Source organism: Actinotalea sp. Marseille-Q4924, from assembly GCF_916618755.1.
In the GTDB taxonomy this organism is placed as follows: Bacteria; Actinomycetota; Actinomycetes; order Actinomycetales; family Cellulomonadaceae; genus Actinotalea.
The window spans coordinates 236,607-255,269 of record NZ_CAKAKB010000006.1 but is presented as its reverse complement, the minus strand read 5'-3'; the positions used below and the strand labels follow the sequence as shown (position 1 = coordinate 255,269).

Annotated in this window: 17 protein-coding genes; 9 read left to right on the top strand and 8 right to left on the bottom strand. The window is 72.2% G+C overall.

Annotated features, from left to right (window positions below; genetic code table 11):
- Positions 1 to 54: 54 nt before the first annotated feature.
- Positions 55 to 2,253, bottom strand: coding sequence for a DUF262 domain-containing protein (locus LG379_RS16260; RefSeq protein WP_225755636.1), 2,199 nt, complete (start codon positions 2,251 to 2,253; stop codon positions 55 to 57).
- Between the two features lie 241 nt (positions 2,254 to 2,494).
- On the opposite strand from LG379_RS16260, the gene LG379_RS16255 reads away from it, so the two are divergent.
- The 3 genes from LG379_RS16255 (at position 2,495) to LG379_RS16245 (ending at position 5,809) form a co-directional block, all read left to right on the top strand.
- Entirely contained in the window at positions 2,495 to 4,576 is a 2,082-nt protein-coding gene (locus tag LG379_RS16255) for a UvrD-helicase domain-containing protein (RefSeq protein WP_225755635.1), read from the top strand.
- A gap of 384 nt (positions 4,577 to 4,960) precedes the next feature.
- Positions 4,961 to 5,182 carry a PASTA domain-containing protein gene (locus LG379_RS16965; protein ID WP_255632955.1) on the top strand — a complete coding sequence of 74 codons (222 nt, stop codon included), beginning with the start codon at positions 4,961 to 4,963 and terminating at the stop codon, positions 5,180 to 5,182.
- Between the two features lie 198 nt (positions 5,183 to 5,380).
- Positions 5,381 to 5,809 carry a hypothetical protein gene (locus LG379_RS16245; protein ID WP_225755633.1) on the top strand — a complete coding sequence of 143 codons (429 nt, stop codon included), beginning with the start codon at positions 5,381 to 5,383 and terminating at the stop codon, positions 5,807 to 5,809.
- Positions 5,810 to 5,846: 37 nt separating this feature from the next.
- Here the strand turns inward: LG379_RS16245 and LG379_RS16240 are convergent, their stop codons facing one another.
- Positions 5,847 to 7,007, bottom strand: coding sequence for an FAD-dependent monooxygenase (locus tag LG379_RS16240; RefSeq protein ID WP_225755632.1), 1,161 nt, complete (start codon positions 7,005 to 7,007; stop codon positions 5,847 to 5,849).
- Positions 7,008 to 7,020: 13 nt separating this feature from the next.
- A complete protein-coding gene (locus tag LG379_RS16235; RefSeq protein WP_225755631.1) occupies positions 7,021 to 8,250 on the bottom strand; it encodes an arginine deiminase in 1,230 nt (409 codons plus the stop codon).
- A gap of 134 nt (positions 8,251 to 8,384) precedes the next feature.
- Between LG379_RS16235 and LG379_RS16230 the strand changes: the two genes are divergently transcribed.
- Positions 8,385 to 8,606 (top strand): type II toxin-antitoxin system Phd/YefM family antitoxin, encoded by a 222-nt coding sequence (locus LG379_RS16230; RefSeq protein WP_225755630.1) that lies wholly within the window; start codon positions 8,385 to 8,387, stop codon positions 8,604 to 8,606.
- Entirely contained in the window at positions 8,597 to 8,995 is a 399-nt protein-coding gene (locus LG379_RS16225; protein WP_225755629.1) for a type II toxin-antitoxin system VapC family toxin, read from the top strand. Before LG379_RS16230 ends, LG379_RS16225 begins: the two co-directional genes overlap by 10 nt.
- 29 nt (positions 8,996 to 9,024) lie before the next feature.
- Here the strand turns inward: LG379_RS16225 and LG379_RS16220 are convergent, their stop codons facing one another.
- Positions 9,025 to 9,792 (bottom strand): TetR/AcrR family transcriptional regulator, encoded by a 768-nt coding sequence (locus tag LG379_RS16220; protein ID WP_225755628.1) that lies wholly within the window; start codon positions 9,790 to 9,792, stop codon positions 9,025 to 9,027.
- 88 nt (positions 9,793 to 9,880) lie between these two features.
- Here LG379_RS16220 and LG379_RS16215 point away from each other — a divergent pair, with 88 nt between their 5' ends.
- Positions 9,881 to 10,282, top strand: coding sequence for a VOC family protein (locus LG379_RS16215; protein ID WP_225755627.1), 402 nt, complete (start codon positions 9,881 to 9,883; stop codon positions 10,280 to 10,282).
- A gap of 18 nt (positions 10,283 to 10,300) precedes the next feature.
- On the opposite strand, the gene LG379_RS16210 is transcribed toward LG379_RS16215, so the two are convergent.
- The 4 genes from LG379_RS16210 to LG379_RS16195 form a co-directional block, all read right to left on the bottom strand.
- Positions 10,301 to 11,167, bottom strand: a complete 867-nt coding sequence (locus LG379_RS16210) for a GNAT family N-acetyltransferase (protein ID WP_225755626.1) — start codon at positions 11,165 to 11,167, stop codon at positions 10,301 to 10,303.
- An 85-nt stretch (positions 11,168 to 11,252) separates the two neighbouring features.
- Positions 11,253 to 12,284 (bottom strand): NAD(P)-dependent alcohol dehydrogenase, encoded by a 1,032-nt coding sequence (locus LG379_RS16205; protein WP_225755625.1) that lies wholly within the window; start codon positions 12,282 to 12,284, stop codon positions 11,253 to 11,255.
- A gap of 167 nt (positions 12,285 to 12,451) precedes the next feature.
- Positions 12,452 to 15,193 carry an endo-1,4-beta-xylanase gene (locus tag LG379_RS16200; RefSeq protein WP_225755624.1) on the bottom strand — a complete coding sequence of 914 codons (2,742 nt, stop codon included), beginning with the start codon at positions 15,191 to 15,193 and terminating at the stop codon, positions 12,452 to 12,454.
- Positions 15,194 to 15,468: 275 nt separating this feature from the next.
- Complete coding sequence (locus LG379_RS16195; RefSeq protein ID WP_225755623.1) at positions 15,469 to 16,017, bottom strand: OsmC family protein; 549 nt, start codon at positions 16,015 to 16,017, stop codon at positions 15,469 to 15,471.
- Positions 16,018 to 16,487: 470 nt separating this feature from the next.
- On the opposite strand from LG379_RS16195, the gene LG379_RS16190 reads away from it, so the two are divergent.
- From LG379_RS16190 to LG379_RS16180, 3 genes are all read left to right on the top strand, one after another.
- Positions 16,488 to 17,963, top strand: a complete 1,476-nt coding sequence (locus LG379_RS16190; RefSeq protein WP_225755622.1) for a WXG100 family type VII secretion target — start codon at positions 16,488 to 16,490, stop codon at positions 17,961 to 17,963.
- Positions 17,947 to 18,321: a DUF6188 family protein gene (locus LG379_RS16185; protein ID WP_225755621.1), complete on the top strand. Its 375-nt coding sequence runs from the start codon at positions 17,947 to 17,949 to the stop codon at positions 18,319 to 18,321. Before LG379_RS16190 ends, LG379_RS16185 begins: the two co-directional genes overlap by 17 nt.
- 72 nt (positions 18,322 to 18,393) lie before the next feature.
- Entirely contained in the window at positions 18,394 to 18,660 is a 267-nt protein-coding gene (locus tag LG379_RS16180; RefSeq protein ID WP_225755620.1) for a type II toxin-antitoxin system Phd/YefM family antitoxin, read from the top strand.
- Positions 18,661 to 18,663: the final 3 nt, after the last annotated feature.

The following is an 18,663-nucleotide window of genomic DNA, read 5'->3' as shown; positions in this document are numbered from 1 at the left end:
CCGGAGTGCGCGCGGACCAAGACGGCCGTGGACGTCCGGCAGTTGCGGCCCTGGTCATCGGAGCGCGATCCGAAGGTAACTGCCTCTTTCCTCTCCCTTCCCCGCTGCCACCCATGTCGCGACCTGGCCGGGTTGGTCACTCCGCACATCAACGTTAGTGCGATTGAGATAGGCGCTGCCTCCGATGCACTTCACGACAACCCCCCAGCCGGGCCATGGTGCGTCTGCGTCGGCCACTCGCATGCCGACGGTCTCGAGCGCTGTGACCAAGGGTGCGACGGAGCCGACGGGCTGTCCTGGGACGGGTGCGTCAGACCCGGTACCGGCAGGCTCCGCCCGGACCGCCGTAGGCCGGTCCGGCGCCGGCGCGGGGCTCACGCGCACCGTCCCACCGAGAGCATCCGGGCCTGGCCAGACTCGGGTTGCCACGGATGCGAGGAAGGCGCATCGTGCATCGATCTCGGACTCGGTCCAGTCTTCGACGGCGGCGACTCCCTTGTTGATCACGAGGGCGCCCTGCTTTGCGAACTCTGGCCGCTTCGCGGCCCACCCCAAGTTCGACACGTCGAGGTTGAACGCCTGCGTGACGAGAGTCAGGTTGCCCAAGCGATCGAGAGCCTGACGACGTTCCAATACTCGTTGCACGGACGCAGCGTCTCCGGCATCTGGATCGACCGGAGTGCCGTCGCCGCCGATCAGCGGCCAGTGCATCGTCCAACTACGTGGCATCACGTGTTCGATCTGCAGGCCATCGAAGCCGATCGCCGCGGGCGGCTCGTGCAGGTCCTCGCTACGTAACTGGTCGTCGATCGCACGGAACAGTGCGCGGATGCGGTACTGCGCGACGGCGTTGTAGAACGGCCGTGTCCGAAACGCCTCGCGAACCTCAACGTCGGAGGGCCAGGCGAGCGCACCGTCCTGAAGCGCATCGACTACCGCATCAGCGACGTTCTTGCCCGCGACGGACGCGTTCTTCGCCGTGCGCAGGACGCGAGCTAGGTGTGTGCCGTATCCACGCGTCTGCCAACCCACGTATGAACGGCGCATCGCCCACGACTCCACTGCGTGGACGGCGCGCACCTCGTCGTCGAGGCTGATCAAATCGGGCGATGCGATGCGCAGCCAGGCGAGGAGGGGCACCGCCGTCGTGATCTCGAACTCGTTTAGCCTGTCGTACGACGTGCGCAGGCGCGGATCGACGGCCTCTGCGCCGTAGATGGCGCGGTACGCCTTGGCGTAATCGCTCAGCTCGCGCAGGACGTGCTCCGTGTCAGGTGCGTCCGACCCGTTAAGGTACTCCCGCGCCTCGCGGTACAGATGGCTCACGTTCGCCTCCTCGCCAGAGACAGCGGTGAGCCAGACCGATAGCAGGACGTCGCGCCGCCCGCGGGCTGCATGGCCACGACCAACGACGGCCTTCCACCAGTCGTCGTCGAAGCCTGCCCAGTAGGTGTCGTAGAGCCGGTCGACGTCTTCGTCGGCAAGCTCGCCGCGGAGGAAGAGCAGGTTCTTCACCAGGTCGATTGGCGCGAGCGGCGTCTGCCGTCCGTTGAGCACCTCGAAGATCACCTGCGCGTCGTCGTTGTCCTCGAGGTCGATGACAACGAGCTTGAACAGGCTCGACAACGCGTCCGCCAGAGCCTGGAGTCGCTCGGGGTCGGGCTCGCCTGCGTCATTGCGCACGCTCTCGCGCACGGCCTCCGCGAAGTAGCGACGTGCTCGCAGATACAGGTGGTCGTTGCTCCCGGCGTAGGCCGGGACCGCGTCACTCATCGCGGCGGGCCACACCTCGCGGTCCCGTCGCCTCGGCCACAGCTTGTGCACCTCCTCGGGCGAGTCCACCACGTCGTCAGGGTTGAAGAGCATGCGGCGGACCGACTTGCGCCTGTCGGACTCGATCTCCTGGAGGACGTCCAGCAGCCCCCGCACAAGGAGCTGGATCGTGGTGAGCCTCTGTTGACCGTCGATCACCGAGCGCAGCGCGACACCGCCAGTAGCGAACGGAAGGCTGGCGCACACGATCGCCCCGAGGAAGTGGGGTGTGACGTTCTGCTCCTTGTTCTTCAAGAGGGCAGAGCTCTCACCCTGGCTCGCGCGCGCATCGATCAGCCTGTCAGCCGTGCTTTCCAGGTCCTCGAACAGGAGCTTCCACTGACCGTCGAGCGTCCACTCGTAGTCGCGCTGAAACGTCGGGATGATGTATCGGCGCTCAGGCTTGAGGATCTCCTGCAACGGGTAGGTCTTGGCGTCCACGGGGCTCCTTGTCATCTGCTGCGATGCTCATGATGCCAGCGGCCCACCCGACGGCGTCTGCGGTCGGAGCCAGTCTGGAGAGTGGCGTCCCGCAGAGTGGTGTGCGACCGGTCCAGTCGGGGTGTCTTCGATGAAGGTGAGGCCAACCGCGTGACCTGGCGGTCGACGCCGCCCCGCTTGGACACGAAGGCTCAACCGCACCCCCTCCCCTGCCGATCCTTCCGCCAGGGAAGGGGGCCACATGCCCGCAGGGGACTCCGCCGGTACCGAGGCGCGCCGGCAGCTCGCGCTCGCTGATGCCCACACGCAAGCCGCCGCCGAGGCCCGCGCCACCGCCGGCCGCTACGCCGTCGCCGAGGTCACCGAGCGCCGCACCGCCCAGGCCCTCGCGCCGCTGAGCGCCGTCGGGCACCACCTCCTCGCCGACCGCGCCTGGCCCGGCAGCCGCCGCGCCCAGGTCGACCTGGTCGTCGTCGGCCCGGGCGGGGTGTTCATCGTCGACACCAAGGCGTGGAAGGACGTCGTCATCCACGCCGGCCGGATCCACCGCGGCCAGGAGGACGTCACCGACGACGTCCTCGCGCTCGCGGACCTGGGCAACCTCGTCGAGGCGGACCTCGCCGAGGTGGGCCTTGCGCCGGGGGAGGTGCGGCCCGTCGTCGTCCTCGCCGGACGGCAGGGGATCGACGAGTCGGTCCACACCGTGCGGATCGTGGGCGAGAAGGACGTGCTGCGGCACATCGCCTCCCACGGCACCCGCCTCACGCCGACGCAGGTCGACGCCGTCCTCGCCCGCGCGCTCGCGCTCTTCCCGCAGGTGGGGGCACCCGCCCCGGTGAGTATCACCGTGCCGGAGCCGGTGCTTCCGGCGCCGCCCGAGCCGGTTCAGGACGCGCTGCTCACCGAGGACGAGGTCCAGTCCGCCCTGATGGAGGGCATCCTCGCCAGCCCCATCGAGGAGTGGATGTCCTTCCTCCACCCCGACCAGGCCAAGCTCGTGCGCCGCAGCTTCAACGGGCCGAGCCGGATCCGCGGCGCGGCGGGCACGGGCAAGACCGTCGTCGGGCTGCACCGCGCCGCCTACCTCGCGCGGACCCGGCCCGGGCGCGTGCTCGTCGCGACGTACGTCCGGACGCTGCCGGCGGTCCTGCGGCAGATGCTGACGCGGATGGCGCCCGACGTCGTCGACCGCGTCCACTTCACCGGCGTCCACGAGCTCGCCCGGACGGTCCTGAGCGCGCGTGGCGTGCACTGCCGCGTCAACGACAAGCAGGTCGACGAGGCCTTCGCCGCCGCGTGGGCCGCCGTCGGCCGCACCGGACCGCTCGGCCAGGGCAAGCGGCTCGACGAGCGCTACTGGCGGGAGGAGGTCGACCACGTCATCAAGGGGCGCGGCATCACCGACCTCACCACCTACCTCGACCTCCTCCGCACCGGCCGCCGGCACCGCCTCGGCGTGGAGCAGCGGCGCGCCGTCTGGGCGCTGTACACCGCGTACGACGCCGAGCTTCGCCGCCGCCACCTGGTCGACTACGCCGACCTGGTCCTCCTCGCCGAGCGCGAGCTGCGGCGTCAGCCGTGGGAGGAGCCGTACACCGCGGTCATCGTGGACGAGGCGCAGGACCTGTCCTGCGCCATGGTGCGGATGCTGCACGCGCTGGTCGGCGACGCGCCCGACGCGCTGACGCTCATCGGCGACGGTCAGCAGTCCATCTACCCCGGCGGCTACACGCTCGCCGAGGTGGGGATCTCGGTCGCCGGCCGCGGCGTCGTCCTCGACGTGAACTACCGCAACACCGCGCAGATCCTCGACTTCGCCTCCCGCCTGGTCGACGGCGATGAGTTCGCCGACATCGAGGGCGTCGTCGGACGCGGCGACGTCCCGCAGGCGGTCTCGCGGACGGGGCCGGAACCGGTCATCGAGCGGTGCCGAAACCCGCTGGAGCGCGACGCGCGGATGCTGGCGCGGGCGCGCGCCGTCGTGCGCGAGGTGGGCACGCGGCCCGGTGACGTCGGGGTGCTGTGCCGCAGCCGGCGCGCCGTCGAGCGAGCGGCCGCGGCGCTCCGGGCCGACGGCGCCCCGGTCGTGCTGCTGACGGAGTACGACGGCGCCCCCACCGACGCCATCAAGGTCGGCACCGTCAAGCGCGCCAAGGGCCTGGAGTTCAAGCACGTCCTGCTGCCGGAGGTGCGCGCGAGCGACCTCGCCGAGGCCGGCCCGCCCGCCGACGACACCCGTCGCGAGCAGTGGGAGCGGGAGCGGCGCGAGCTGTACGTCGCGATGACGCGGGCGCGGGACGGGCTGTGGGTGGGGGTGGTGTGAGATGCACGGACCGTGCCGGGAACCTACGGGAGAGAGCCGCAGGACGAGCACGTCGGTCGGGAAGTGAAGCGCCTAACGGTTACTCGGAGAGAGACAGGTCGAATGAAGAGTGTGATGGGTGACGCGCGACGGGTATGCGATTTCACGTGGCACTCCACTCGGCTTCTTGTCTTGCTGCCGGCGGTCTTGCTGTCGGCGCTCGCGCTCGCTGGGTGCACCGCTGCGGCGCCCCCTGCGCCACCAGCGACGGTCACCGTGACAGCAGAAGCCCCCGCGCCGGCGCCCACCCCCACCACAGAGCCGACGGCCGAGGCGGCCGCTGAAGCGCCCGGGTCCCCAGCCCCGGCGGCAGAGGAGACGCCGCGAGAAGTCGAGCCATTGACGATGCCCGATCTCGTGGGTCAGAACCTCCAGTACGCCCAAGACACCTTGCAGTCCCTTGGCTCGTACGTCATTGATCAAGAGGATGCTTCCGGACTCGACCGGATGCAGGTCAACGACAGCAACTGGGTGGTGTGCTCCCACGAGCCTGTGGCCGGAACGGTCGTGCCGGTCGAAGCCCAGGTCACGGTGTGGGCGGTGAAGATCGGCGAGACATGCCCGTAGCCGTCACACGATGATGCCTGGAACGAGGCCGGAGTCGCTTCAGCCTTCGCCTCGGGCCTACCGCGTCGGGCGGGCGCGCGGGCACATCGGCGACGCCGCCGGGCTGGCCTGTCAGGGACCAAGTCCTCTGGACGCTCACACCGGCTCGTTCGACGCTGAAGGCGACGGAGCCCTCACGCGCGACAGCAGGCGATCACGATGGCGATGCACACCGCCCCCCACGGAGCCCTCACGCAGACGACGCCCAACGGCACACGCTGGTGGTGGGACGGTTACCAGTGGCATCCGCTCGTCCCGTGGCCGCCGCGGGAGCGACGAACGGTCACCCTTGCCGCGTGGTCCCTCGGCCTAGGGATCGCCGAGGTCCTCGGCGGCATGGCGATCATCTTGGCGCTCATCGGTCAGGGGCCGGAACCGACCCAGCCGTACGTCGTCGGTCCGATCGACGCCTGGCTGGGGGCGCTGTGGGTGATGCCGTCCATCGTCCTCGGCTTCGTGGTCCAGGCCCGGCGCCCGCCGACGAGCAACGTCCGCACGTTCGCCGTCATCGGCATCCTCGCCGGTATCGGCACGGCGCTCGTCACGGTGGGGGTGCCGCTCAACCTGATGTGGGTCGCCGCCAACTGAGGCTACGAGCGGCAGCAGCCGCGGCCCGCGCCCGCCGTCAGCGCGTCTCCGGCATAACCGGGGCGTGCCACCGCACGACGCCACCCATCGCCCGCGTCAGCATCCCGGCCGGTGCGAGCGCGATCGCTCGGTCCCGCAGCGCGACGGCCGCGGCGGAGCGCACCATCTGCCCCGTACGCCCGGCGCGCACCGCCGCTCGTGCCACCCGGGTCGCGCGCGGGCGCCGTCGTCGGTCGTACTCGGCCAGCGCGGTGGGCACGTCGTCGTCCGGCGCGACCACGGCGGCCAGCACCGCGGCGTCCTCGAGAGCCTGGTTGGCGCCCTGGCCGAGGTACGGCGGCATCGCGTGCGCCGCGTCGCCCAGGAGCGCGACGGCCCCGCGCGCCCACGGTGCCGGGCCGGGTCGCAGGTGCACGAGCTCGGTCCGGAGCACCGCCACCGGGTCGGTGCCGGGGACGGCGTCCACCACCCCGGCGTACCACCCGTCCACCAGTGCGGAGGCGTCCGCGTGCGCCCCACCCTGGCGTGACGAGCCGATCCGGTCGTCGGTCACGGACACGTACCAGTACACCCGCCCGTCCTCGAGCGGGACGAGCCCCACCTCCGTCCCCGGCCCCCACGACACCTCGGCGTCGCGCAGCGGCGTCGGGCCGCGCGTCACCCCGCGCCACGCCGTGCTGCCGACGGCGACCGGCCCGCGCGCCTCAGGCCACAGGACGGACCGAACCAGCGACCGCACGCCGTCCGCACCCACGAGTAGGTTCGCCGGGAGCGTCGTCGTCGACCCGTCCGCCGAGCAGTAGGTCACCTCCGGGCTGCTCCCGCCGACGACGCCGGTGACCTCGGCGCCGAGCCGGACGACGTCGTCCGGCAGGGCATCGGTGAGGAGCCGGTGAAGCGTCGCCCGGTGCACGCCGCAGCTCGGCGCGTCCGCGGGCATCGCCGCCCGGACGAGGACCCGTCCGCCCCGCGAGCGGAACGTCATGGCCTCCAACGGCCGCACCGTCGCTCGGACGCTCGCACCCACCCCGATCGCGTCGAGCGCGGCCAGCCCGTTCGCCATGAGGGTCAGCCCCGCCCCGACCGGGGCGAACTGCGGCGCACGCTCCAGCACGACGACGTCCCACCCCCGACGCCGCAGCCCGACGGCCGCGGCCAGCCCGCCGATCCCCGCCCCGACGACGACGGCGAGGCCCATCCGGCGTCGGCCCTCAGGCCACGGGGCCGCGGGCGACCGGGCACGACATGCACCGGGGCCCGCCGCGCCCGGACCCGAGCTCCGACCCGGCGATCGCCAGCACCTCGATCCCGGCGTCCGCGAGCCGGGCGTTGGTCTCGGCGTTGCGCTCGTAGGCGACGACGACGCCCGGCGCCAGCGCGAGGGTGTTGTTGCCGTCGTCCCACTGCTCGCGCTCCGCGGTCACGGGGTCCAGCCCCGTCTCGACGACGCGCAGGCGAGTCCCCATCGCCTCACCGGCAGCTTCGAGGAAGGGCACCGGGCCGGCGACGCGCACGCCGCGCCCGTTGCTGCCCGCCTGCCCTGCGGCGCCGTCGTCGGGCGTCAGCGTGTACGCGCTGAGGGTGTCACGCACCGCCGGGTACATGACGACGGCGTCGCGGTCGACCATGGTGCAGACGGTGTCCAGGTGCATCGTGGCCCGGGACTGCTCGATGGGGACGGCGAGCACCGCGCGCGCGAGCCCGTCGGCGAAGAGCGACCGCGCGAAGGACTCCGCCCCCGCCGGCGACGTGCGCTCCCCGACCCCGACGGCGACGACGCCCGGTCCCAGCAGCAGCACGTCCCCGCCCTCGAGCGGCGCCGAGTGCGCGGCGTAGGCCCGCGGCGTGCCGGCGAAGCGCGGGTGGTGCGCGTAGATGAGGTCCAGGACCGCCGACTCCCGCCGCCGCGCCGGCAGGGCCAACGACGTGACGGCGACCCGGTCCCCCACCCACACCGACGAGTCGCGCGTGAAGAGCAGGTTCGGCAGGGGGTCGACGGCGAAGTCGTGGGGATGGTGCATCGCACGGACCAGGGACGCACCCTCGGCGGCGGGCAGCTCCTCGAACGTCAGGCCGCCGACGAGCGCGCCCGCGACGGTCTCCGCGTCCGCCGACGCCAGGTGCGAGGTGAGGGCGTCGGCGAGGTGCAGGCCGACCCGCCGCTCGTCGACGAGGTCGCGGACGGCGCGCTCGCGGGCGGCCGGGTCCGCCAGGGCCTCGACCAGCAGGTCGACGAGGAGCAGCACCTCGACGCCGCGGTCCCGCAGCAGGTCGGCGAAGGCGTCGTGCTCCTCCTGGGCTCGCTCGACCCACGGCAGCCCGTCGAAGAGCAGCTGGTCGTTGGTGCGGGGAGTGAGGCGCTGCAGCTCCGGGCCGGGGCGGTGCAGGAGCACCGTGCTCAGCCGGCCGACCTCGGACGTGACTCCGGTGGGCTTGCCCATGGTCATGGACAGTAGACCCGAGGCCGGGCCGCCGCCCCCGAGCTGGCGTCCCGCTCACGTCAGCACCTCCACGGCTGGCATGCAGTCGGGGGTCGTGGTGGTCAGGCAGGTCTGGTCAACCTAGTCTTGTCTCCATGGCCCAGGTCAACGTGCAGCACGCCAAGACCCATCTCTCCGAACTCCTCCACCGGGTCGAGCGCGGCGAGGAGGTGGTCATCGCGCGGGCCGGACGGCCGGTCGCGCGGCTCGCCCCGATCGACGTGGTCTGGCAGCGCACCTTCGGAACCGTGGCTCTGGAGGTGCCCGACGACTTCGACGCACCCCTGGACGAGGAGGAGCTGGACGCGTGGGAGTGACGTACCTCCTGGACACGCACGTCCTCCTCTGGCTCCTCGCGTCCCCGGACAAGGTCCCGCCGGACGTTCGCGGCACCCTCGCTGCGGGGACGACGACGCTCCTCGCCTCGGCCGTGTCCGCGATGGAGGTCGCGACCAAGGCGCGCTCGGGGCGACTGCCGGGCGCCGACGCCCTCGTTGCCACCTGGACCGCACGGGTGGCCGAGCTGCAGGTCGAGGAGCTGCCGCTCAGGACGGAGCACGCCCTCCTCGCCGGATCGATGCGCTGGGACCACCGAGATCCCTTCGATCGCCTCCTCGTCGCCCAGGCGCTCGTCGACAACCTCACGCTCGCGACGGTCGAAGCGGCCGTGCGCGCGGTCCCCGGTCTCCGGACCCTCTCCTGGTAGCTGACCGCGATGGCGGCGCGGCCGGCAGGTCAGTCGTCGCGATCGACGAGGACCGCGAGCCCGTCGAGCGTCCGAGCCAACCCGAACCGCCATGCGTGAGCGGCGTCCCAGGCGCTGCCCTGGGCCTCGCCGGCCGCGGAACCGATCCGGGCGGCGCGGGGGTAGGCCTCCGCGTCGAGGACGCGCTCGAGCAGTGGTGCGTTCACCGCCCACCAGTCGGCGTCGCTCATGGCGGTGTCCGTGGTGACCCGTGCGGCGTCGTGCGCGGAGCGGCAGTGCGCCTGCACGAACCCCAGCAGGTAGGTCAGGGCGGCGTCGGTGTCGACGTCGGACAGGCCGGTGTCGTCGAAGGCAGCGAGCTCATGCTCGTACTTCGCCATGACGCCGGGGCCGAGGGGCGGGCGGCTCAGCGCCGCGACCTCGGTCAGCCACGGGTGTGCGGTGAGCAGCGCCCGGTTCACCTCGGCGACCGCGGTCAGCCGGTCGCGCCACGGCTCGCCGTCCCACGGCGGGCGCCCCATCCGCAGGTAGCGCGCGTCGACCATGAGGTCGAGCAGCTCCGGTTTGCCGGGCACGTACGTGTAGACGGACATGGGGGAGACGCCGATCCGCTGCGCGACCGCGCGGATCGTGACCGCGGCGAGGCCCTGCTCGTCCGCGAGCTCGAGGGCTGCGTCGACCAGCTGGTCGAGACTGGCCGACCTCGCGGGCCCCCGCCGGCCCGACGCGGCGGCCTCGCCCCACAGCAGCGCGAGCGTGCGGCTGGGTTCGCCCGATCCGGTGCTGCTCGCGGCCATGGCCGCCATGATGCCACGAATCGCTGTACATCGTACGACGTACAGCGTACAGTGTTGCTCCGCCACCGACCCGGCAGGAGATCACCGCATGCGCATCACTGGAACCGCCATCTCGCTCAACGTGCCCGACGTCGCCGCCTCCGCCGCCTGGGCGCAGAAGCACCTCGGCTTCACCGAGGCGATGTCCGCCGACGGATTCGCGTCGCTGAGCCACCCCGACGCCGGCATGAACCTCGTCTACCTGCGCACTGGCCTACCGACGTTCAAGCCCGCCTCGGCCGCCGGCCGCGCGGACGGGCTGCTCGTCGTCTTCACCGTCGAGGACATCGACGCCGACTACGCCCGGCTCCGGGAGGACGGCGTCGACGTCGTGACTCCCATCGAGACCGAACCGTGGGGCGAGCGGTACTTCCAGATGGCCGACCCGAACGGCGTGATCTACCAGCTCGTCCAGTGGGTCACCCCGACGGACCCGCAGTACGCGAGCTGACGACGACGGCGCCCCCCCTCACGCGGGGCGGCAGAGGTCGTGGATCTCGGGCAGCGGGCGGAAGCCCGCGGCGAGGTACGTCGCGACCGCCGCACGGTTGGCGCTCGGCGTGTAGACCATCGCGCTCGACGAGCCCATCTCCTGCAGGGCCGCGGCGGCGGCGATGGTGATCGCCCGGCCGTGACCGCGACCGCGATGGTCCCGGTGGACCCCCATCGGCTCGAGCAGCCCCGGGCGGCCCGGGCCCGCCGACCACACGGTGACCGCGGCGACCGCGGCGCCGTCGTCGTCGTACGCGACGAGGCAGCGCGCGTCCGCGTACGGGAGCCCGGCCGCCATCGCGTGCCAGCGCTCGACGGTGAACGTCGACCGGTCGAACGACGCCAGCTGCACGGCCGCGCGCAGGGCCGCCGCGTCGGGCCCGACGACCTCGATCCGCAGCCCCGGGTCCGGCACGCGGTCGCGCAGCTCTCGCCGCAGGGGCGTCCACGGCTCGCCTGAACTCCATCCGCGGGCGTCCAGCATGTCGTGCACGCGGGTGCTCGCGGGGACGTCGACGCAACCGTCGGCCGCGGGGAGCGCCCCGCGGTCGGGCTCGCTCAGGTCGTCGACCACGCGGCGGGCGAGCTCCTCGTCCTGCTCGGCGTCCGGTGCGATCGCGAGCCGCAGCAGCGCGGGGTTGTCGACCAGGCCGATGGCGAGGACGTCCCCGCCCCGGCGCCAGGTCCGCACCGCCCCCGCTGTCGCCTCGGCGCCGAACCGCCAGAACCAGCCGAGGTCCCCCGGGTGCAGCTGCATCGACGACCCCTCGGACCGCCACGCCCGCAGCACCCCGACGACCTCACCGAGCCCATCGACGTCCGGTACCCCCAGGACGATCGCCATGCCCCGATCTCACCTCACCGCGTCGCCTCCGCGCACGGTGAGGTGAGATCGGCTCGCCCCTGCAGCCCTGCCCCGACCCAAGACCTCAGGGCACGACGACGGCGCGGCCGTCCACCGTCCCGGCGTGCAGCTTCTCGTACCCGCTGATCGCGTCGTCGAGGCTGAACACCTCGGTGTGCACGTCGAGCCTGCCCTCCTTCGCCAGCTCGACCACCTCGTACAGGTCCTCGCGCGTCCCCCAGTACGGCGCCAGGACCGATGCCCCGTACGGCTGGGTCAGCAGGCTGACGTGCGCGACGCCGCTGCCCACGCCGACGATCGTGAGGTCCGACGCGGGCTTGAGGAGCTTGGAGGCCAGGTCGATGGTCGGCTGGGCGCCGACGAAGTCGATGACGACCTCCGCACCGCCGCCGGCGGCCTCCTTGATCGCGTCGAGGTTGTCCATGCTGGAGATGAGCGCCGCGTCCGCCCCGAGGCTGCGCGCGAGGGCCAGCTTCTCCTCCGACACGTCGAGCGCGACGACGCGCGCCGGCGAGACCATCTTGAGGATCTGGATCGCCAGGTGACCCAGCCCACCCACGCCGATGACGACGGCGGTGGCGCCCGGCGTCAGCTTTGGCCAGGAGCGCTTGATCGCGTGGTACGGCGTCAGGCCCGCGTCGGTGAGCGGGACGGCCTTGACCGGGTCGAGGTCACCGATCGGCACGAGGTGCCGCGCGTTGTCGACGATGACGTACTCGGCCAGGCAGCCGGGGGAGCCGAGCCCCGGCGGCATGATGCCGCGCGCCGCGGCGTTCGGGCAGTACTGCTCGCGGCCGGTGACGCAGACCGGGCAGTGCCCGCAGCCCCACGGCCCGTACACCGCGTACGCCCCGCCGATCTCGACGTCGCTGACGCCCGGACCGACCTCCTCGACGATGCCCACACCCTCATGGCCGAGGGTCATGGGCAGAGTGAAGTGCGGGAACGCGGCGATGTTCTCGACCACGAACACGTCGGAGTGGCACCAGCCGGCGGCGGTGACCTTGAGCAGGATCTCGCCCGGCCCGGGAGTGGGCTTGGGGATCTCGACGACGCGCGGGTCCTGGCCCGCCTCGACCAGCTGGACAGCCTTCATGGGGTGCTCCTTCGGTGTGGACGCCGTTGTCCGGCGGGCGTTCGCGGCCCGCTCGATCGATGCTCTCCCGCGGCCGCCGACCGGTGTAGGACGTTCGGACCTGGTCCGGAGCGCGACGAAGCCCCGCCCACCGAGGTGGACGGGGCTCCGGCACTGCGGTCAGCGCATCATCGCGTCACGGCCACGCCGACGGTGGCGCTGACGTCGTCGGCGCCGTCCGGGTCCGCGGTGTCGGATGCGGAGCCGCCGACGGCAGTGACCGTGCCGCCCTTCTTGGCCGACACCTTGCCGGTGACGGTGAGGGTCACCGACTCGCCTGAGGCGAGGGTCGGGACGGTCCATCGGGTGCCGGTGAGCGCCGTGCCGCGGACCGTGATCGAGCCCGCCTCCCCGTCCCCGCTGGCCGAGATCTTCGTGATCCCGCTGGTGGCGAGGACCGCGGAGACGCCCTCGGCCGTGGACGGGCCGTCGTTGGTGACGGTCATCGTGAAGGTCACCGTCGAGCCGGCACGGGCCGTGCTCGGGCCGGTCACCACGGTGCTGACGTCCGCCGACGGCGGCGCGACGACGACCCGGAAGGTGGTGGGTCGGGCCTGGTTGCCGGCGGAGTCGGCCGCCGTGCAGGTCACCGTGGTGGTGCCGACGGCGAAGTGCGAGCCGGAGGCGGGGGAGCAGACCGGGGTGAGCTGTCCGTCGCGTGTGTCGCCGGCCTCCGGGAGGCCGTACGTCACGACGGCACCGCTGCTGTCGGTCGCGGTCGCCGTCGCCCCGTCGTGCCCGGCGATGCGCGGTGCCAGCTGGTCGGTAGGGCGGGCGGCGAGCTTCGACGGGTCGACGATGCCCCAGTACGCCGGGGTGGCCTGCAGGTCGTCGTCGAAGGGCAGCGGCGTCTCCCACGGACGGGCCGCCGGCCAGGTCCGCAGCCAGCTGCGGGCGTTGCTGATCCCCCAGAAGGTCACCGACTCCAGGGAGTCGGAGTGGCTGCGCAGCACGTCGAACAGATCGCGGTAGTAGTAGCCGACCTCGGTGGCGGACTCGGCGGGGTCGGTCATCCCCGCGCGGTGCTGCGGGGTGGTGCCGGCGCTGACGTCGGCGCCGTAGTTCTCCGCGGAGCTGCTGACGTCCAGCTCGGTGATGACCTGCAGCAGCGTGGGGTCGAGGTCCTCCACCGCGGTGAGCGAGTCATCCAGCCACTGGATCGGCCGGGCGAAGTCGACGTGGACCTGGTGCCCCACGCCGTCGATCGGGGCGTCCCGTGCCTGCAGTGCCGCGACCAGGTCGAGGTAGTCCACCCGCTTGGTGGGCATCTCGGTGTTGTAGTCGTTGATGAAGAGCTTCTGCTCCGGGAAGTACGTCTCGGCCAGGCGGAACGCCTCGTCCACGAACTGCTCGCCGAGGACCTGGAACCACCGGCTGTCGCGCATGTCGTGCGGGTTCGGGGTGTCGCCGTCGGCGATCACCTCGTTGACGACGTCCCACGCCCAGATCGGGCTGTCACCGTTCGGGTAGCGGGCGGCGATGTGGTCGGCGATGCCCTTGACGTGCGCCTCCATGCGGGCACGCAGGAGCGCCTGGTCCTCCGGGCTGCTGGTCAGCGGCCGGGTGCCGTCGAGGAAGAACCACGCCGGGGTCTGCGAGTGCCAGAAGAGCACGTGCCCGTAGACGTCGACGTCGTTGGCGTCGGCGTAGTCGAGCAGGCGGTCCAGGTTGGTGAAGCTGAAGCGGCCCTCGGTGGGCTGGACGACCTCCGGCTTGCCGTCGTTCTCGGGCGTGATGGCGTCGTAGTGGCGCAGCAGGAGCTGCGACGGACGTCCCACCGTCTCGCGCTGGTCGATCGCGACCCCGACCCGCTCGATGCCGTCCTCGCCGAGCACGTCCTTGAGGCCGGGGAGGTCCTGGATCGGGGTCTCGACGACGCCCGTGAGCGCGAAGTCGTCGACGAGGAAGCTCACGCCGGCCGTGCCCTCGACGTACAGCTGCGCCTTATCGATCTGGGCGCCGAGCGTGTAGGTGCCCTTGAGCTGCGTCCAGGCGTCGGCCGAGACGACGGCGCTGGCGCCGGCCACGTTGTCGTAGCTGGTGCTCGTGCCGCGGTCCCGCTGGATCGAGACGCGCAGCGAGGCGGGCTGCTGCCCCGCTGCGAGCTTCGCCCACACCGAGACACCCACCGTCTCGCCGACGGCGAGGCCCTTGGTGACGTCGACCGTGGGGCCCTGCCAGGACTGCAGCCGGTTGGTGACGGACAGGCTGGTGGTGCCGCCGTGCGCGTCGCTGGTCGTGGTGGCGACCTGTGCCGCGCCACGCGGGCCCCAGCCCTCCAGGCCGGTCTCGAAGGTCGTCGCGATGTCGCTGCGGGTTCCCGGGACGACCGTGCCGGCGGCCTCGCCGACGATCCGCACGTCGTCGACGTAGAAGCTCTGCGTCGCGTCCGGGCTCTCGAGGTACAGCTCGAGCTGGCTGTTGGTGGTGGCGAACTCGTAGGTGCCGCCCACCTTGGTCCAGGTGGCGTCAGACACGGGGACCTGCCAGGCGACGGTGTCGTACGCGGTGGCGCCACCCGTGGGCGTGCGCGCCACGCTCGCCGTGACGACGTCGGTGCCGGTGCCCGGGGCGAGCTTGACCCACGCCTCGACGGTGTAGGTGCCGGCGGGCATGATCGGCCGGGCGTCCAGCGCCGGGCCGTGCCAGGTGTCGGTCCGACCGGTGACCGCGAGGCTGCGGGTCCCGGTGCGGGCGGTGTCGGTCGTGGTCGCGACGACGGCCGACCCGCGTCCGAACCAGGCCGAGGTGCTCTCCTCGAAGCCGGTCTCGTGGACGGTGCTGGGTGCGGCCGCGGCGGGCGCGCTGACGAGCGCCGCCGGTCCGAGCAGGGCCATGAGGGCGAGCCCGGCAAGAGGGCGTCGGGGCATACAGATCCGCTCCTTCGAGGACGTACGGCGAGGGGGATCAGGCGCGTCAGGGACCGGGACGTGACCTGCAGGGATTCGGGCGGGCGCCGACGAATCGGCCGCGATTCCGCTCGTCATCAGTGCAGCACGACGTATTGGGTCAGGTCAATAAACAAATGCAAGATCTTTCAGGGGACGGAGCCGGGACGGCGCGGCACGAGCGAGGCGTGACCGGCAGCCGTCCGCGTGCGCCCGGGCCGTCCACCGACCCGGGCGCACGCGGAGGCGTGGGCTGCTCAGCCCTCCGTGACCAGGCTCGTCGTCACCGGCGTGGCGTTGGTGAACAGGTCGAGCACCGGGCAGTGGGCGTCGACGGCGGCGTGCAGCTCGGCGTAGCGCTCCGGGGTCTCCGGGCCGGTGAGCCGGACGTCGAGGCGGATCTCCCCGAAGCCGGGGCGCACCGCCTCGTCCAGGCCGAAGAAGCCACGGACGTCGAGGTCCCCGACCGCGCTGACCTGCACGTCGTCGAGCCGGATGCCGAGCCGCGTGGCCCAGAACCGGTACGTCACCACCTGGCAGCCGATGAGGGAGCCGAGGGCGTACTCGACCGGGTTGGTGGCCGAGTCGTCGCCGCCGAGGGACGCCGGCTCGTCGACGACGAACGTGTGCTGACGCGCCTGGACGTCGGTCGCGACGGACCCGGTGGACGCGCCCGTCACCGTGAACTGGACGGCGGCGCGGGTCGGGTCGGCGGCGACGGCCTCGGCGGTCCCCGCGATGACGGCGGTGAGCTGCTCGGTGCGCTCCTCGGCGAGGCGGGTGCTGCTGCTGGTGGTCGTGGTCATGGTGTGCTCCTGAGGTCGATGGGTGCCCGGGTGGGCGTGCATCGACGGGCGTGCGGCGGTGCAGCCCGTCGCGGTGCGGGCACGGCCGGAGCCTCGGCACTCGATCGCTGACGTCGTCAAGCCGTCGGCGGGCGACGGCGTGGCGCAGCGAAACGGTCCGGCGGGAGCCGGTGTGCGAGGGACGGCGCGCGCCCTACGGCATTCGACGCCGGAGCGGGACGCAGGCAGGGCGGGGCGACGTGCTCGCCGGCCCGGTGTGCGTCATGACGCCGATGCAACCGCAGGTGCGCGCCGGCGACAACGGGCGTCCGGCATGTGGAGCCGCGAAGTTGCCGGTCGCAGGCCGTTCGCCCCGGGCTCCCGGAGTTGTCCACAGGTTTCCAGGGCCCTCGGCACGGGGCTCGGTCGGCGTCGGCATGATCGGCGTCGGTCGCGGGCAGGGGGTCGGCGGCTGGCCGCAGGGGGGTGTCGTGGGCGACGTGGGCACGATCGATCCATCGTTGTTCGCGGGTGCCGGCGTTGACCCGGACGCGGTGAGCGCGGCGGCGGTGGAGCTGAGCCGGGGAGCGCGGGCGGTCCGCGATGGTGGGGCGGAGGTCCTGGCGCAGTGGAGGCAGCTGGCCTGGCACTACGAGGCGCCGGAGGCGGACCGCCTCCTGGCTGCGATGGACCCGGTGGAGCGCGAGAGCGACCGGTTCGCGGACCACCTGGAGGCGGTCGCCACGGCGCTGCACCGGTACGCCGACGACGTGCGCCCGGTGCTGGACCTCCGGCGGATGCTGACGATCCAGGCGGAGGGGTTCGTGCAGCGGGTCGCGGCGGATGCCCGGTGGCAGTACGACCAGGGGCTCGTGGACGAGCACATGGGGCTGATGCGGTCGGCGAACGACCTGCAGGTGCAGCTGTGGGACGCCGAGCGGCGGTGCGCGAACGCGATCCGCGCGTCCTACGGCGCTGTGTCGTTCCGCGCGTCGACGGGCTCGGAGGATCCGCGCGGCTACGGGTGGGCGGAGATCCCCGCCGAGGCGGAGATGCCGTGGGGTTCGCCGGTGCGCCGTCGGGACGACTGCGCCAAGGCGGCGTTCGTCCAGGTCAAGCACTTCGTGTGGGACGGCGTGGTCTGGGACGGGGTGATGGGCGGCCTCAAAGGCGTGCTCGCCCTGGTGGGCGTGGGCGACGAGACCGACGGGTCCTGGGGCTGGTCGCACTCCTGGCAGTCGGCTGGGCAGACCTGGAGCGGGCTGACCGTGCTGGCCGGGTACGACGACGGCACCTGGTCCGCCGGCACGGCGGGCGACGCCTGGCTGGGGATGGGCGAGGGCCTGCTGTCGTGGGACACCTGGGAGGACGACCCGGGGCGTGCCGGCGGGGGCGCCGTCTTCAACGTCGCCTCCCTGGTCATGCCGCTCGTAGGGCTGGGAAAGGTGGCGTCCACCCTCGGGACCGCGGGACGTGCGGGCGCCGCAGCACGTTCAGCCGCGGGCATCGTCGAGCCGAGTGATGTCGCCGCCGACGTTGCGTCGGGCGCGGGCTTGGGACCGCCACCTGACCTTCAAGCACGGTTCCTGCTGAGAGGGCCGGACGAGCTCGTCGAGTCGGTGACCACGGTCGACGGCACAACCTTCGGAACAGGACCGAGCGGAATTCCGGCGCCCAACGGTCTGCAAGCCGTAGATGTCACGCCCGTACCTCGCAGGAATCCGCGGTCCTCCGCGAACTTCCTGCCGCCGACGAATGCCCCGGAGCCTCCGCCGATCTTCATCCCACAGGGGTATGAGCTCTGGGTTTCTGGTCCCACTCCCGACTACCCCACGGGATACTGGCGCCTCCGTAACGAGCATGGGCAACCGATCGATCCCGGTGCAGGACGCCCTCCGGCAAACGTCTCCGGCGCAAGAGCCGCCGCGCGCACGCACGTTCCACTCCCACATGATTGGCAGCCCTGAGATGCACGGACTACCCGATGACGCAGACCTCACCTTTCTTGTGGGCAAGACCTTGAACCAGGTCGGCGTCGGTCGCAATGACGTCGGTCTCTACTTCGACGGTCCGAAGACCAGCATCATGATCGAGGCTACGTCGGCGGTCGAGAACGGGTCGGAGGTGACGGCCTCGGACAACAGCTTCGTCATCGCGCCCGCGATGTTCCCTCTGATCGGCCGCACCGTCACAGACATCAGCTGGAACCGATCCGGAATGGTCCGACTCACGTTCGACGACGGCGCCGTTCTAGTCATCGAGGACGACTCCCCGCACTACGAGAGCTATCAGATCGTCCATGGCGACCTTCGCATCACCGTGTGAAGGGAGACAGCCGCCTGCACGTTCCAGTCTGCAGTCCGAGGCGACGGCGAACACTGGTCTACGATGTAGCACATGGACGACACCGTCGGGATCCGCGCTCTCAAGCAGAACGCGTCGTCGGTCGTCGCCCGGACGGCGGCGGGGGAGACGATCACGGTCACTGACCGCGGACGACCCGTCGCGCGCCTCGCGCCCATCCCGCGGTCTCCGCTGGAGGAGATGCTCCAGGCGGGGGAGGCGCGCCCCGCGCGTCGATCTCCGGTCGACCTTGCCCACCCCCGGGACGGCGCGGCGCTCTCGACCGAGCTCGCCGCCATGCGCGAGGCCGAGCGGACCTGAACG